The following is a 15071-nucleotide window of genomic DNA, read 5'->3' as shown; positions in this document are numbered from 1 at the left end:
GAGAGTCTCTTTTTTTTTAAAAAAAAATCATTTAAAAGAAATTCTAGTTATCCGTCACCTCAATTATATTCAGCATTTTGAGTGGTGAAACCTTGGCGATACACCATTACTGTAAGTCTGCCCAATTAGGTATAGGCACCACTCCACAAGATATGTTAAACGTAAAGGAAGCGGTACGCATTGTAAATACCACAAAAGCAATTGGTTTAAATATCAACGGATCGATTAGTGAAAATTCAATTTTAAATAATAACAATTTAAGCGCGCCAAGTCATACAACGATTATAGTTTCGGCTATCTTGAATTTCAAATTAAAGAACATGACGGCCTAAATTTACTTATTAGTGACGGAAACACGAATGAAGGAAAATCAATTATTGAGGTTAACATAGCGGCTAGTGGCGTTAATAGATACGTTTGGTTAACAGGGGTTTTAGAAGAACCTAATGGTCATAGTATCTAGATTTATCCCCAACAACCCACATTTAAAATTTGGTTTTTAAAAAGTGATTCAAGTTCGGCCAATCAAGTTCAGGCAAATATGAATAATGGCGAGGTAAGAACTACCTCGTATGATTTTGTGCAATTAATATACGATGACGAGATTCAGAAGTGGGTTGTTACGCACTTTAAAGCTAGATAGTTAATAATACATCACATTTATATCCAAACTGTCTCTATCTCCAAAATTCACACTAAACGCAGCTTCTGTCGTTGCATTACCTCCGTAAACAGCACCCAATAGGTATTTAGCCAAATAAAAAACGCGATTTTCGGTTAGTAGCGATTGCCCCATGTTTCTGAATAATAGTGTATTTCAGCTAAAGTTATACTAAAAACTTGTAGGAAACTTCTGCCTTTATATCTTTGTAACTTACTAATCCCCACAAACTTTAAAAAGATGAATCTTCGATTACTATTCTTAGTATCGCTATTACCCACTATTGCCTTTACCCAAGTAGGTATAAATACTACAGATCCCCAAGAAACTTTACATGTTAATGGCACAGCGCGTGTTTCAAACACATCTCAATTATCCGTTCAATCTACAAAATTGGGTGGATTGAGCTCCAATGGAACTGTTCGTGAAGTTGCAGTAGATCGAAACTTAATTCTAAAAGGTAACAGACTCAGCGCTAAGGCAGCAGCTGATTATACTTTTGGTGAGCTCCGCCTAAATGCAAAGGATCACGATAATTTGAATCTTTTAATTGACCCTAATTTAACTTTTCAAACCAACGCCGAACACGCAATTATTAGAATTTATAATACTTATAGAAATGGAGAAACTAAGATTACAGGAATTGTAGCAGGTTATCCAGGGCAAAGTATCTGGCTATACCCTCAAAATGGTAAGCTAGAACTTAAAGAAGGTGGAAACATCTTAATAAATAGAATTGAAAAAAATAAAGAAATGAAGGGTGAACAATGGTCAATGATCCATCTTGTTTATGATGGCGTATATAGCAAATGGATCATTATGTATCATCAGGGTTAAATTTTAGACCTTTTGTAAATTAAAAAAAATGCCCTGCAGATCGCAGGGCATTTTTTTGTGCCTTCCCTAGCTTCGAGTTTAAAAGTGTTGGCGATTGCTCAAGGTGCTTTAGCGCCTATAAGACGATTTAAAATACTTCAATAACACTGTATTGATCTTTTAATAATATAGGCTCGCAAAACCTTTTAAATAGCTTTTATCGTTTTCAAATTGAAAATAGCAATTCATTCAAAAAATAAATCGGCAATTAACTACTATAAACAGCACTACAGAATCGTAATGCACGAATTTATGACAGCCAAAAAAAATACCCTTCTCGCATTTAAAATGCAGGAAGGGTACTTTTTAATAATGAATAATATCTAATGAATAACTTAAGAATCGTTGTAATTGAACAGCTGGCATTGCCTACTGTTACTTACTATTTTAAGCCTCACCCGTTGGGCCAAAATTTAAAGGTATGGGCGGTTGCTCATAATCTTTTATTTCGCCGTGTGCGTTTTCAAAACGTTTAACATTGTCATTCAATGCCTTTAAAAACCGCTTAGCGTGTTGTGGCGTCAAGATAATTCTAGACTTCACTTTGCTCTTTGGAATTCCGGGCATAATGGTTACAAAATCCACCACAAACTCAGAAACTGAGTGATTGATTATAGCTAGGTTACTGTATATACCTTGTGCTACAGCTTCATCTAGCTCAATATTAATCTGGTTTTGTTTAGGTTGTTGTTTTTTTTGATCTGCCATTTTTTAAGATGTTAGATGTTAGATTTTAGACGTTAGCTTTCTTATAAAAAGAGGTCTAAAATAAAAAGGTGCGTTTCTGAAAACGCACCTTTTTTAAGATTAATTATAATTTACTTCCTGCTTTACGCGGTTCATTTCCTCTAGCTCTTGTTTAGAACCCACGATTATAGTGTCGTATCTACGCATACCGGTTCCGGCTGGTATTTTATGACCTACAATTACGTTTTCTTTCAAGCCTTCTAAGGTATCAACTTTACCGGCTACAGCCGCTTCGTTTAATACTTTGGTAGTTTCCTGGAAGGAAGCCGCAGAGATGAATGATTTAGTCTGTAACGATGCTCTCGTAATACCCTGAAGTACTGGCGTAGCTGTTGCAGTAACCACATCGCGTGCTTCTGCAAGTTCTTTATCGTTTCTTCTTAGTAAAGAGTTTTCATCACGTAATGTACGTGGTGAAAGGATTTGTCCTTCTTTCAAGTTTTCAGAATCACCAGCGTTGATTACAACCTTCATTCCGAAGATTTTATCGTTTTCTTCGATGAAATCGTCTTTATGAGCTAGTTGGTCTTCAAGGAAGGTAGTATCTCCCGGATCTTGAATTCTAACCTTACGCATCATTTGGCGAACAACAACCTCAAAGTGCTTGTCGTTAATCTTCACCCCTTGCAGACGGTAAACCTCCTGAACTTCGTTCACAAGATACTGCTGTACTGCTGAAGGGCCTTTAATACGAAGGATGTCTTCTGGAGTAATTGAACCATCAGAAAGTGGCATACCTGCACGAACGTAATCGTTTTCCTGAACTAGAATCTGGTTACTCAATTTCACCAAATACTTTTTCAATTCGCCTAATTTAGACTCAACGATAATTTCGCGGTTACCACGTTTAATTTTTCCGAAGGAAATTACACCGTCAATCTCGCTAACTACTGCTGGGTTTGATGGGTTACGCGCTTCAAAAAGTTCGGTAACTCGTGGAAGACCCCCTGTAATATCACCCGCTTTCGCAGACTTACGTGGAATTTTCACAAGAATTTTACCAATCTTAATTTTATCGCCATCGTCCACCATAATGTGAGCGCCAACAGGTAAGTTATAGCTACGGATAACTTCGTCTTTCTTCCCTAAAATTTGAAGGGTTGGAATACGTTTTTTATCTCTAGATTCTGAAATTACTTTTTCTTGGAAACCAGTTTGCTCATCAATTTCAACCTGATAGGTTATACCTTGAACAATGTTTTCGTATTTAATCTTTCCAGCAAATTCTGAAATAATTACACCGTTATATGGATCCCAAGAACAAACTACATCACCAGCAGTTAGGCTATCGCCATCTTTCGTATACAGTGTAGAACCGTAAGGAATGTTGTTGGTACTAAGTGTAATTCCTGTTTTCTTGTCAACAAGTTTTATTTCAGATGTACGAGAAATAACAATATCAATTGGTTTTCCTTGGTTATCTTCACCTTTAACGGTTTTAAGATCTTCGATCTCAGCTTTACCGTTAAATCTAACGACCAATTTGTTTTCTTCAGAAATGTTACCCGCAATACCTCCTACGTGGAACGTACGAAGTGTAAGCTGGGTTCCTGGTTCACCAATAGATTGTGCTGCAACAACACCAACAGCTTCACCGCGCTGAACCATTTTATTGGTAGCAAGGTTACGACCGTAGCACTGCGAACAGATACCTTTTTTAGCCTCGCAAGTAAGTGCAGAACGAACTTCTACTCTTTCTAATGGAGAGGCGGCAATTGCATCTGCTACTTCTTCGGAAATATGATCTCCAGAAGCAACAAGTAAGTCTTTGGTAAGTGGGTTAACAACATCGTTAAGCGCAGTACGCCCAACAATTCTGTCGCGAAGTGTTTCTACAATTTCTTCGTTTTTCTTTAAAGCCGAAACTTCAATACCACGAAGGGTGTAACAATCTTCGATATTAATAATAACATCTTGTGAAACATCTACCAATCTACGTGTTAGGTAACCTGCATCTGCTGTTTTAAGAGCCGTATCCGCAAGACCTTTACGCGCACCGTGTGTAGAGATAAAGTACTCAAGAATTGAAAGACCTTCCTTAAAGTTAGAAAGAATAGGGTTTTCAATAATTTCGCCTCCACCAGAGTTAGATTTTTTAGGCTTAGCCATCAAACCACGCATACCAGTTAACTGACGGATTTGTTCCTTAGAACCCCTCGCACCAGAATCAAGCATCATAAACACAGAGTTGAAACCTTGCTGATCTTCGCGAATACGCTTCATAGAAAGCTCGGTAAGTTCAGCGTTAGTTGCAGTCCAAATATCAATTACTTGGTTGTAACGTTCATTGTTTGTAATAAGACCCATGTTATAGCTATTGATAATACCATCCACTTGCGTGTTTGCATTATCAATCATGCTTTGTTTTTCTGCTGGGATAATAATATCACCAAGGCTGAAAGACAATCCACCTTCAAAAGAGTATTTATAACCTAGCGTTTTAATTTCATCAAGGAAGGCTGCAGTAACTGGAACTGAAGTTACTTTCAGAATTTTACCAATAATATCACGAAGTGATTTTTTGGTCAATACTTCATTTATGAAACCAGCTTCAACAGGAACTTTCTCGTTAAAGATTACTCTTCCTAAAGTGGTAGTAATAATTTGTTTTACCAATTCACCTTTATCATTAAAATCCATTGTACGGATTCTAATTTCGGCGTTCAAATCTACCATACCTTCATTGTAGGCAATAATAGCTTCTTCGGCTGAATAAAAAGTAAGACCTTCACCTTTCACAACAGTATCTCCCATTGTCTTTTTCAGTTTGGTCATATAATACAGACCCAAAACCATATCCTGTGAAGGAACCGCAACCGGCGAACCGTTTGCTGGGTTAAGAATGTTATGTGAAGCAAGCAATAAAAGCTGACATTCCAAAATAGCCTCTGGGCCAAGTGGAAGGTGAACTGCCATCTGGTCACCATCGAAATCCGCGTTAAATGCGGTACATACCAATGGGTGCAACTGGATTGCTTTTCCTTCAATTAATTTAGGCTGGAAAGCTTGTATACCAAGCCTGTGCAACGTTGGGGCCCGGTTAAGCATAACTGGGTGACCTTTCAATACATTTTCAAGAATATCCCAAACTACAGGCTCTTTTTTATCTATAATTTTCTTTGCAGATTTTACAGTTTTTACAATTCCTCTTTCAATCAATTTACGGATTACGAAAGGTTTGTAAAGCTCGGCAGCCATATCTTTTGGAATACCACATTCGAATAATTTCAATTCTGGTCCAACAACAATAACTGAACGTGCTGAATAATCTACACGTTTACCAAGCAAGTTTTGACGGAAACGACCTTGTTTTCCTTTCAATGAATCTGAAAGAGATTTCAACGGACGGTTGCTATCAGTTTTTACTGCTGAAGATTTACGCGTGTTATCAAACAATGAATCTACAGATTCTTGAAGCATACGCTTCTCGTTACGAAGAATTACTTCTGGAGCTTTAATCTCCATCAATCGCTTTAAACGGTTGTTACGAATAATTACACGACGGTATAAATCGTTCAAATCTGAAGTTGCGAAACGACCACCATCAAGCGGCACCAATGGACGTAATTCTGGTGGAATAACCGGAACTACTTTCATAATCATCCACTCGGCTTTGTTCTCGCGGTTTTTGTTTGCATCACGAAGTGCTTCTACAACTTGAAGACGCTTTAACGCTTCAGTTTTACGTTGTTTTGAAGTTTCGTTGTTTGCTTTATGACGAAGGTTATAAGACAACGTATTTAAATCGATTCTTTGTAAAAGATCGATCAAGCACTCTGCTCCCATCTTCGCAATAAATTTGTTTGGATCGCTATCTTCCAAATACTGGTTTTCCTGTGGAATTGTATCAAGAATTGCAAGATATTCTTCTTCAGTAAGGAAGTCCATTTTCTTAACAGCTTCTCCACCTTCGTATTGTGCAATACCTGGTTGAATTACTACATAACGTTCGTAGTAAATAATCATATCTAATTTCTTAGAAGGCAATCCAAGAAGGTAACCAATTTTGTTTGGAAGACTACGGAAGTACCAAATGTGTGCTACAGGAACTACCAAATTGATATGCCCCACACGGTCACGACGTACTTTCTTTTCCGTTACTTCTACACCACAACGGTCACAAACAATACCTTTGTAGCGGATTCTTTTATATTTACCACAGGCACACTCATAATCCTTTACAGGACCAAAAATACGCTCACAGAAAAGACCGTCACGCTCTGGCTTGTGCGTACGGTAGTTGATTGTTTCGGGCTTTAGAACTTCACCACGTGATTCCGCCAAAATGGATTCAGGGGAAGCCAAACCAATAGAAATCTTGTCGAATTTCTGTACTGTGTTTTCTTTATTTCTGTTCATCATGATTTAAAATAAACTTTGTTGTTAAATGAGGCTTTAATTCCTCGGAAGAAATTTATGAAGATCCCTTCCGCCGAAGCGGAAGGGTTTCAATTATTCTTCTAATCTAATGTCAAGACCCAATCCTTTCAATTCGTGCATAAGTACGTTGAAAGATTCTGGTAATCCTGGTTCTGGCATGGACTCACCTTTTACGATTGCCTCGTAGGTTTTAGCCCTTCCAATAACATCATCAGATTTAACAGTCAATATTTCTCTAAGTGTGCTGGATGCACCGTATGCTTCCAAGGCCCAAACTTCCATCTCTCCAAAACGCTGACCACCAAATTGTGCTTTACCACCAAGCGGTTGTTGCGTAATAAGTGAGTACGGTCCAATGGAACGTGCGTGCATCTTATCGTCTACCATGTGGCCCAGTTTCAGCATATAGATTATACCTACAGTTGCAGGTTGATCAAAACGCTTTCCAGTTCCACCATCAAAAAGATAAGTATGTCCAAATCTTGGAATTCCAGCTTCATCAGTCAATTCATTGATCTGGTCTATAGTTGCACCGTCAAAAATTGGAGTTGCATATTTGCGACCTAATTTTTGTCCAGCCCATCCTAGTACCGTTTCATAAATCTGCCCAATGTTCATACGCGATGGTACCCCAAGTGGGTTCAACACGATATCTACAGGAGTTCCGTCTTCAAGGAAAGGCATATCTTCTTCACGTACAATACGTGCAACAATACCTTTGTTTCCGTGACGTCCCGCCATCTTGTCTCCTACTTTCAGTTTACGCTTTTTAGCGACGTAAACTTTGGCAAGTTTCAAAATTCCGGATGGAAGCTCATCTCCAACAGAGATAGTAAACTTCTCACGACGCAAGTTACCTTGAAGGTCGTTTTCCTTAATTTTATAGTTGTGCATTAAATCTGCAACCAACACGTTGGTTTCATCATCTGTAGTCCAAGTACCTCCAATTAAGTGGGTATAATCATCTACAGAATGAAGCATTTTTAATGTGAACTTTTTCCCTTTTGGGAATACAATTTCACCAAGGTCATTGTTTATACCTTGTGCAGTTTTTCCGCCAACAATAGTGAAAAGTTTTTCAACTAAAACATCTTGAAGAGCTATAAATTTAGCTTCGTATTTTGCTTCAAGTTCTGCGATGTCTTCTTTGTCTTTCGCACGTTTGCGTTTGTCTTTTACCGCACGGGCAAACAATTTCTTCTCAATTACAACACCGTGTAAAGATGGCGAAGCTTTAAGCGAAGCATCTTTTACATCTCCTGCTTTGTCACCAAAAATGGCACGAAGTAGTTTTTCTTCTGGCGTTGGATCGCTTTCTCCTTTTGGAGTAATCTTTCCGATAAGAATGTCGCCAGGTTTTACCTCGGCTCCGATTCTAATCATACCAGCTTCATCCAAATCTTTTGTAGCTTCTTCAGACACGTTTGGAATATCGTTCGTCAATTCTTCGTTACCTAATTTGGTGTCTCGAACTTCCAATGAATACTCGTCAATGTGAATAGATGTGAAAATATCTTCACGAACTACTTTTTCAGAAATCACGATTGCATCCTCAAAGTTGTAACCTTTCCAAGGCATGAAGGCAACCTTCATGTTACGTCCTAGTGCAAGTTCTCCTTTTTCAGTAGCATAACCTTGACAAAGTACTTGTCCTTTTTTAACTCTGTCGCCTTTGCGAACAATAGGCTTCAAGTTAATAGATGTACTCTGGTTTGTTTTTCTGAATTTTACTAATTGATATGTTTTGTCGTCAGTATCAAAACTAACCATACGTTCATTTTCGGTACGGTCATATTTAATAGTGATTTCATTTGCATCTACATATTCTACAACACCATCTCCTTCAGCATTAATTAAAACACGACTATCTGAAGCAACTTGTCTTTCAAGACCAGTTCCAACGATTGGTGAGTCTGCAATTAATAAAGGTACAGCCTGACGCATCATATTTGAGCCCATCAGTGCACGGTTAGCATCATCGTGTTCCAAGAAAGGAATTAACGATGCCGAAATAGATGCAATTTGGTTTGGCGCAACATCTGCGTAATTTAGAATACTAGGATCAACCAATGGGAAATCGCCTTCCATTCGGGCAATTACCTTTTCTGCTTCAATTACACCTTTATCAGAAAGTGGAATGTTAGCTTGTGCAATGTGCTGATCTTCTTCTTCCTCTGCAGAAAGATAAATAGGAGCATGTTTCAAGTCTATTTTACCATCTACTACTTTACGATAAGGCGTTTCGATGAAACCTAGATTGTTCACTTTCGCATAAACCGCAAGTGAGGAAATCAAACCAATGTTTGGTCCTTCTGGAGTTTCAATCGGGCAAAGACGTCCGTAGTGTGTATAGTGAACATCACGAACCTCAAAACCTGCTCTTTCACGAGATAAACCTCCTGGTCCAAGAGCAGAAAGACGACGCTTGTGCGTAATCTCTGCCAATGGGTTGGTCTGGTCCATAAATTGTGAAAGCTGGTTGGTACCAAAAAATGAGTTAATAACTGAAGAAAGTGTCTTCGCGTTAATCAAATCTATTGGTGTAAATACCTCGTTGTCACGAACGTTCATACGCTCGCGGATGGTACGTGCCATACGGGCAAGACCAACACCAAACTGTTGAGACAATTGCTCCCCTACAGTACGTACACGACGGTTACTAAGGTGGTCAATATCATCAATCTCAGCTTTAGAGTTGATAAGCTCGATAAGATATTTTACTATGGTAATGATATCTTCCTTGGTAAGCACTTGCTTGTCCATTGGGATATCAAGACCCAGTTTTTTATTCATTCTGTAACGACCTACTTCACCAAGATTATATCTTTGGTCGCTGAAGAAAAGTTTGTGGATAATTCCACGAGCAGTTTCCTCATCTGGCGGCTCAGCGTTACGTAATTGTCTATAAATGTGCTCTACCGCCTCTTTTTCAGAGTTAGTAGGATCCTTTTGCAATGTATTGTGAATAATGGCGTAATCTGCCAATAAATTATCCTCTTTGTGCAACAAGATTGTTTTTGATCCAGAATCGATGATTTCATCAATGTGTTCTTTTTCAAGTACAGTATCACGGTCCAAAATAATTTCGTTACGCTCAATAGAAACTACCTCGCCAGTATCTTCATCTACGAAATCCTCGTGCCAAGTTTTTAGCACACGTGCGGCAAGTTTACGGCCAATGTATTTTTTAAGTCCTGTTTTTGAAGCTTTCACTTCTTCCGCAAGGTCAAATATTTCAAGAATATCCTTATCCCTTTCAAAACCAATGGCACGGAAAAGTGTAGTTACAGGTAACTTTTTCTTACGGTCAATGTACGCGTACATTACACTGTTAATATCTGTGGCAAACTCAATCCAGGAACCTTTAAAAGGAATTACACGAGCAGAGTATAGTTTAGTTCCGTTTGCGTGGAACGACTGGCCAAAGAATACACCAGGTGAACGGTGAAGTTGCGATACAACAACACGCTCAGCCCCATTAATGCAGAAAGTTCCGCTTGGGGTCATGTAAGGAATAGTACCGAGGTAAACATCCTGCACGATTGTTTCAAAATCTTCGTGCTCGGCATCTGTACAGTACAGTTTTAAACGCGCTTTAAGAGGCACGCTATAAGTAAGACCACGTTCAATACATTCCTGAATGGAGTATCTTGGTGGATCTACGAAATAGTCTAAAAACTCTAAAACGAATTGGTTTCGGGTATCGGTAATCGGGAAATTTTCCAAAAAGGTTTTGTATAATCCTTCTTGGCCTCTTTCTTCTGATTTGGTTTCCAACTGGAAAAAATCCTGAAAGGATTTAATCTGAATGTCCAAAAAGTCGGGATAATCCGGCTTATTTTTTACAGAGGAAAAATTCAATCTTTCAGTTTGCGTTGCTGACATCTATGGACGGAATTTTAATTAAAATAATAATGAAAATCGTATAAAAAAGGTGTTAACCATTATATACGCAAAATGGTTTAGGTCTTTCCGAAGTAAATTCGGAAGACCTAAACCTAAGGGTTTGGAACGTAGTGAGCTTACTTAAGCTCAACCTCAGCTCCAGCTTCTTCTAATTGTGCTTTTAAAGCCTCAGCTTCATCTTTAGATACACCTTCTTTTATTGGAGAAGGAGCACTATCAACCAATTCTTTTGCTTCTTTAAGACCAGCACCAGTTAATTCCTTAACTAGTTTTACAACTGCAAGTTTAGATGCACCAGCAGCTTTCAACATTACTGTGAATTCTGATTGCTCTTCAACTGCTTCTGCACCAGCACCACCACCAGCAGCAACAGCTACAGCTGCAGCAGCAGGCTCAATACCGTACTCGTCTTTTAATATTGTAGCTAACTCATTAACTTCTTTTACTGTTAGGTTAACCAATTTTTCTGCGAAATCTTTCAAATCTGCCATTTCTATCGTTTTTAAAAATAATTGTGTTTATATAAAATAATTAGTGCTAAATGAAATTTTATCCTTCTCTTTCGGATAAGGTTTTAACAAGTCCTGCGATTGTGTTACCACCACTCTTAAGAGCAGAAATAACGTTTTTAGCAGGTGATTGTAACAACCCGATAATTTCTCCAACAAGTTCGTCTTTAGATTTAAGTTCAACCAAGTTATCCAATTGATCGTCGCCAACGTAAATTGACTCTTGGATATAGGCTCCTTTTAAAAGCGGCTTATCAGATTTTTTTCTGAATTCTTTAATTACTTTGGCAGGTCCATTACCTGTTTCAGAGAACATTAAAGAAGTGTTTCCTTTAAGTATATCTGCTAATTCACCAAAGTCTTTATCAGAACTCTCCATTGCTTTTTTAAGCAATGTGTTCTTAACAACTGCTAACTGAATTCCTGCTTTGAAACAAGCACGACGAAGGTTAGTAGTACTCCCTGCATTAAGGCCTGAAATGTCTGCCAAATAAATGTTGGCATTATCAGACAACTGCGCAGTTAACGTTTCAATTACTTGTGATTTTTCTTCTCTTGTCATAATTTCCAGTTTTTACTGCTCAGAAAACCTTTTTGTGTCAATTTCAACACCTGGGCTCATGGTACTAGACATATAGATACTCTTTATGTATATTCCTTTTGCGGCCTGTGGCTTAAGTTTAACGAGGGTTGTTAATAATTCTCTTGCGTTTCCTGCAATTTTATCTGCATCAAAAGATGCTTTACCGATTGCTGCGTGTACAATACCAGTTTTATCCACTTTAAAGTCGATTTTACCAGCTTTTACATCAGAAACTGCTTTAGCAACGTCCATAGTTACTGTACCTGTTTTTGGGTTTGGCATAAGGCCACGTGGACCTAATATGCGTCCTAAAGGACCTAATTTACCCATTACACTTGGCATAGTTACAATTACGTCAACATCTGTCCATCCTCCTTTAATTTTGTCGAGGTACTCATCAAGACCTACGTAGTCTGCTCCTGCTTCTTTAGCTTCGGCCTCCTTATCTGGAGTAACCAATGCTAATACTTTAACGTCTTTACCTGTTCCGTGTGGAAGGGTTACAACGCCTCTAACCATTTGGTTCGCTTTACGTGGATCCACGTTAAGACGAATTGCAAGGTCAACTGAAGCATCAAACTTTACGCTGGTGATTTCTTTTATTAAAGCAGAAGCTTCAGCTACGGTATAGGTTCTATCCTCTACCTTAAGTTTAGCTTCCTTTTGCTTTTTAGTTAATTGTGCCATTTTATAGATTCTTTTTTAGATTAAAAAGGTGCATCACCTTTTAATTTAACTCCCATAGAACGTGCAGTACCAGCTACCATTTTCATAGCAGACTCAATAGTAAATGCATTAAGATCGGGCATTTTATCTTCCGCGATTGTCTTAACTTGATCCCAAGAGATTGTGGCTATTTTTTTTGCGTGTGGTTCACCGGAGCCTTTTTTTACTTTAACAGCTTCTAGTATTTGTACCGCAGCGGGTGGAGTTTTAATAACAAAATCGAAAGATTTGTCTTTAAAAACCGTGATCGCTACTGGCAATACTTTTCCTTGCTTATCTTGAGTTCTAGCATTAAACTGCTTACAGAACTCCATGATGTTAACACCGGCAGCACCAAGAGCAGGTCCAACTGGTGGTGATGGATTAGCAGCACCTCCACGAACTTGCAACTTAACTACTTTACTGATTTCTTTTGCCATTTCTAATTTTTAATGTGGTCTATCAAAAGTGGAAGCCTCTGAAAAAACCTATTAAGCGTAACAATTAAACTTTTTCTACTTGCATATAACTTAATTCTAACGGTGTCTTTCTTCCGAAAATTTTCACCATTACCTCAAGCTTGCGTTTTTCTTCATTTATTTTTTCAACAGTACCGTTAAATCCATTAAATGGACCATCAATAACTTTTACTGTTTCGCCAGTAACGAAAGGTATATTAACGTTATCATCTTTTACAGACAACTCATCAACTTTACCTAACATTCTGTTTACTTCAGATTGTCTAAGTGGCACAGGATCTCCTCCTTTTACTTCACCTAAAAATCCAATAACGCCGTTAATGGATTTTATGATGTGTGGAATTTCACCACCCAAATTAGCTTGAACCATTATATAACCAGGAAAGTAAACGCGTTCTTTGTTTACTTTTTTTCCGTTACGGATCTGTATTACTTTTTCAGTTGGCACGAGTACCTGATCAATATGATCTTCAAGCTCCAATCGTTTTATCTCAGATTCGATATACGATTTGATCTTGTTTTCCTGTCCACTAACTGAACGGACTACATACCACTTTTTTGTACTTGTTGTTTCGGACATTTCTTACGACTTGATCCAGATGAAATATTGATCTACCACCCAGTGGAATACTGTATCTACTCCCCAAACTGCTAAGGCTAATAGAACGGAAAACACAGCTACAATAACTGTTAGCTTCTGTGCTTCTGCCCATGGAGTCCAGGTAACGTGATTTTTAAGTTCTTTATACGATTCTGTAATATAGTTTACCATTTTGTCGCAGTATTAATTTTGGGTCTTTCTGAAATTTTTGGCTTGTGCTAAGCTTTTCAGAAAAAATATGTTTTTTGCACGGGTTGGGAGACTCGAACTCACGACACCTGGTTTTGGAGACCAGTGCTCTACCAACTGAGCTAAACCCGTTTATTAGGATTAGCACAATTAATTACAATACGCTAAACCCGTTATAAAAGCCAAGGTATCCCGAAGTATATTCGGGACACCCAGTACTTTTAATTATATGATAATTAGTCTAAAATTTCAGTAACCTGACCTGCACCTACAGTACGTCCACCTTCACGAATCGCGAAACGAAGACCTACGTTCATTGCAATAGCTTGAAGCAACTCAACGTGAATAGTTAAGTTATCACCAGGCATAACCATTTCAACACCATCAGGAAGCATAATTGTTCCAGTTACGTCAGTTGTACGAACGTAAAACTGTGGACGGTAGTTATTATGGAATGGAGTGTGACGTCCACCTTCTTCTTTTTTAAGGATATAAACCTCAGCTTTGAATTTAGCGTGTGGAGTTACAGATCCTTTTTTACAGATAACCATACCACGACTGATATCAGATTTCTCTATACCTCTTAGTAGGATACCTACGTTATCTCCTGCTTCACCTCTATCAAGAATTTTACGAAACATTTCAACTCCAGTAATTGTAGAAGTTAATTTTTCAGCACCCATACCAATGATGTCAACAACATCACCTGTGTTTGCTATACCGGTTTCAATACGGCCTGTTGCAACAGTACCACGACCAGTAATAGAGAATACATCTTCAATAGGCATTAGGAAAGGCTTGTCAACATCACGAACAGGAAGTTCGATCCATACATCTACCTCAGCCATTAATTTCAATACAGTATCAACCCATTTTTGCTCACCGTTAAGTGCGCCAAGAGCTGAACCTTGTACTACAGGTCCATTATCACCATCATACTCGTAAAAGTTAAGAAGGTCACGAATTTCCATTTCTACTAGCTCAAGTAATTCCTCATCATCAACCATATCCACTTTATTCATGAATACAACGATACGTGGAATACCTACCTGGCGACCAAGAAGGATGTGTTCGCGTGTTTGTGGCATTGGTCCATCTGTTGAAGCAACAACAAGAATAGCACCGTCCATTTGGGCAGCACCAGTAACCATGTTTTTTACGTAATCCGCGTGACCAGGACAGTCAACGTGTGCGTAATGACGATTAGCAGTTTGGTACTCAACGTGTGAAGAGTTAATTGTAATACCTCTTTCTTTTTCTTCTGGAGCGTTATCAATTTGATCAAATGATCTGGCTTCTGAAAAACCAGCATCAGCCATTACTTTGGTAATAGCTGCGGTTAAAGTTGTTTTACCGTGATCTACGTGTCCAATTGTACCTATGTTTAAGTGAGGTTTTGACCGATCGAATGTTTCTTTTGCCATTTTGTATTAAT

13 protein-coding genes and 1 tRNA gene are annotated in these 15071 nt (G+C 38.3%); 2 read left to right on the top strand and 12 right to left on the bottom strand.

The genetic code is table 11. The features are described from left to right. Positions 1-77 precede the first annotated feature (77 nt). Complete coding sequence (locus AC3RVG_RS11445; protein ID WP_489691590.1) at positions 78-332, top strand: hypothetical protein; 255 nt, start codon at positions 78-80, stop codon at positions 330-332. A gap of 311 nt (positions 333-643) precedes the next feature. Here the strand turns inward: AC3RVG_RS11445 and AC3RVG_RS11440 are convergent, their stop codons facing one another. Beyond that, positions 644-796 (bottom strand): hypothetical protein, encoded by a 153-nt coding sequence (locus tag AC3RVG_RS11440; protein WP_489691589.1) that lies wholly within the window; start codon positions 794-796, stop codon positions 644-646. 105 nt (positions 797-901) lie between these two features. Here AC3RVG_RS11440 and AC3RVG_RS11435 point away from each other — a divergent pair, with 105 nt between their 5' ends. Then, complete coding sequence (locus AC3RVG_RS11435; protein WP_489691588.1) at positions 902-1498, top strand: hypothetical protein; 597 nt, start codon at positions 902-904, stop codon at positions 1496-1498. 426 nt (positions 1499-1924) lie between these two features. Here AC3RVG_RS11435 and AC3RVG_RS11430 read toward each other — a convergent pair whose 3' ends face one another. From AC3RVG_RS11430 to tuf, 11 genes are all read right to left on the bottom strand, one after another. Then, positions 1925-2245 carry a DUF3467 domain-containing protein gene (locus tag AC3RVG_RS11430; RefSeq protein WP_489691587.1) on the bottom strand — a complete coding sequence of 107 codons (321 nt, stop codon included), beginning with the start codon at positions 2243-2245 and terminating at the stop codon, positions 1925-1927. Between the two features lie 99 nt (positions 2246-2344). Beyond that, positions 2345-6643, bottom strand: a complete 4299-nt coding sequence (gene rpoC, locus AC3RVG_RS11425; protein ID WP_489691605.1) for a DNA-directed RNA polymerase subunit beta' — start codon at positions 6641-6643, stop codon at positions 2345-2347. A gap of 93 nt (positions 6644-6736) precedes the next feature. Beyond that, complete coding sequence (gene rpoB / locus AC3RVG_RS11420) at positions 6737-10549, bottom strand: DNA-directed RNA polymerase subunit beta (protein WP_489691586.1); 3813 nt, start codon at positions 10547-10549, stop codon at positions 6737-6739. A 137-nt stretch (positions 10550-10686) separates the two neighbouring features. Then, positions 10687-11061: a 50S ribosomal protein L7/L12 gene (gene rplL, locus AC3RVG_RS11415; RefSeq protein ID WP_489691585.1), complete on the bottom strand. Its 375-nt coding sequence runs from the start codon at positions 11059-11061 to the stop codon at positions 10687-10689. Positions 11062-11119: 58 nt separating this feature from the next. Further along, positions 11120-11641 carry a 50S ribosomal protein L10 gene (gene rplJ, locus AC3RVG_RS11410; protein ID WP_489691584.1) on the bottom strand — a complete coding sequence of 174 codons (522 nt, stop codon included), beginning with the start codon at positions 11639-11641 and terminating at the stop codon, positions 11120-11122. 12 nt (positions 11642-11653) lie between these two features. Beyond that, complete coding sequence (gene rplA / locus AC3RVG_RS11405; protein WP_489691583.1) at positions 11654-12349, bottom strand: 50S ribosomal protein L1; 696 nt, start codon at positions 12347-12349, stop codon at positions 11654-11656. Positions 12350-12369: 20 nt separating this feature from the next. Then, positions 12370-12807, bottom strand: coding sequence for a 50S ribosomal protein L11 (rplK, locus tag AC3RVG_RS11400; protein WP_489691582.1), 438 nt, complete (start codon positions 12805-12807; stop codon positions 12370-12372). Between the two features lie 64 nt (positions 12808-12871). Next, a complete protein-coding gene (gene nusG, locus AC3RVG_RS11395; RefSeq protein ID WP_489691581.1) occupies positions 12872-13426 on the bottom strand; it encodes a transcription termination/antitermination protein NusG in 555 nt (184 codons plus the stop codon). A gap of 3 nt (positions 13427-13429) precedes the next feature. Next, the gene (gene secE, locus AC3RVG_RS11390) at positions 13430-13618 is read right to left on the bottom strand and encodes a preprotein translocase subunit SecE (protein WP_489691580.1); all 189 of its coding nucleotides are present in this window, start codon (positions 13616-13618) and stop codon (positions 13430-13432) included. 77 nt (positions 13619-13695) lie between these two features. Next, positions 13696-13768, bottom strand: a tRNA-Trp gene (locus AC3RVG_RS11385). Positions 13769-13872: 104 nt separating this feature from the next. Continuing rightward, positions 13873-15060 carry an elongation factor Tu gene (gene tuf, locus AC3RVG_RS11380; RefSeq protein WP_489691579.1) on the bottom strand — a complete coding sequence of 396 codons (1188 nt, stop codon included), beginning with the start codon at positions 15058-15060 and terminating at the stop codon, positions 13873-13875. Positions 15061-15071: the final 11 nt, after the last annotated feature.

The organism is Aequorivita sp. IT1282, assembly GCF_058068205.1.
This window is presented reverse-complemented; position numbering and strand designations above follow the sequence as displayed.

Coding starts and splice junctions, on each gene's coding strand:
- AC3RVG_RS11440 (WP_489691589.1), bottom strand. CDS start 796: ATGGGGCAATCGCTACTAACCGAAAATCGCGTTTTTTATTTGGCTAAA.
- AC3RVG_RS11435 (WP_489691588.1), top strand. CDS start 902: ATGAATCTTCGATTACTATTCTTAGTATCGCTATTACCCACTATTGCC.
- AC3RVG_RS11430 (WP_489691587.1), bottom strand. CDS start 2,245: ATGGCAGATCAAAAAAAACAACAACCTAAACAAAACCAGATTAATATT.
- rpoC (WP_489691605.1), bottom strand. CDS start 6,643: ATGAACAGAAATAAAGAAAACACAGTACAGAAATTCGACAAGATTTCT.
- rpoB (WP_489691586.1), bottom strand. CDS start 10,549: ATGTCAGCAACGCAAACTGAAAGATTGAATTTTTCCTCTGTAAAAAAT.
- rplL (WP_489691585.1), bottom strand. CDS start 11,061: ATGGCAGATTTGAAAGATTTCGCAGAAAAATTGGTTAACCTAACAGTA.
- rplJ (WP_489691584.1), bottom strand. CDS start 11,641: ATGACAAGAGAAGAAAAATCACAAGTAATTGAAACGTTAACTGCGCAG.
- rplA (WP_489691583.1), bottom strand. CDS start 12,349: ATGGCACAATTAACTAAAAAGCAAAAGGAAGCTAAACTTAAGGTAGAG.
- rplK (WP_489691582.1), bottom strand. CDS start 12,807: ATGGCAAAAGAAATCAGTAAAGTAGTTAAGTTGCAAGTTCGTGGAGGT.
- nusG (WP_489691581.1), bottom strand. CDS start 13,426: ATGTCCGAAACAACAAGTACAAAAAAGTGGTATGTAGTCCGTTCAGTT.
- secE (WP_489691580.1), bottom strand. CDS start 13,618: ATGGTAAACTATATTACAGAATCGTATAAAGAACTTAAAAATCACGTT.
- tuf (WP_489691579.1), bottom strand. CDS start 15,060: ATGGCAAAAGAAACATTCGATCGGTCAAAACCTCACTTAAACATAGGT.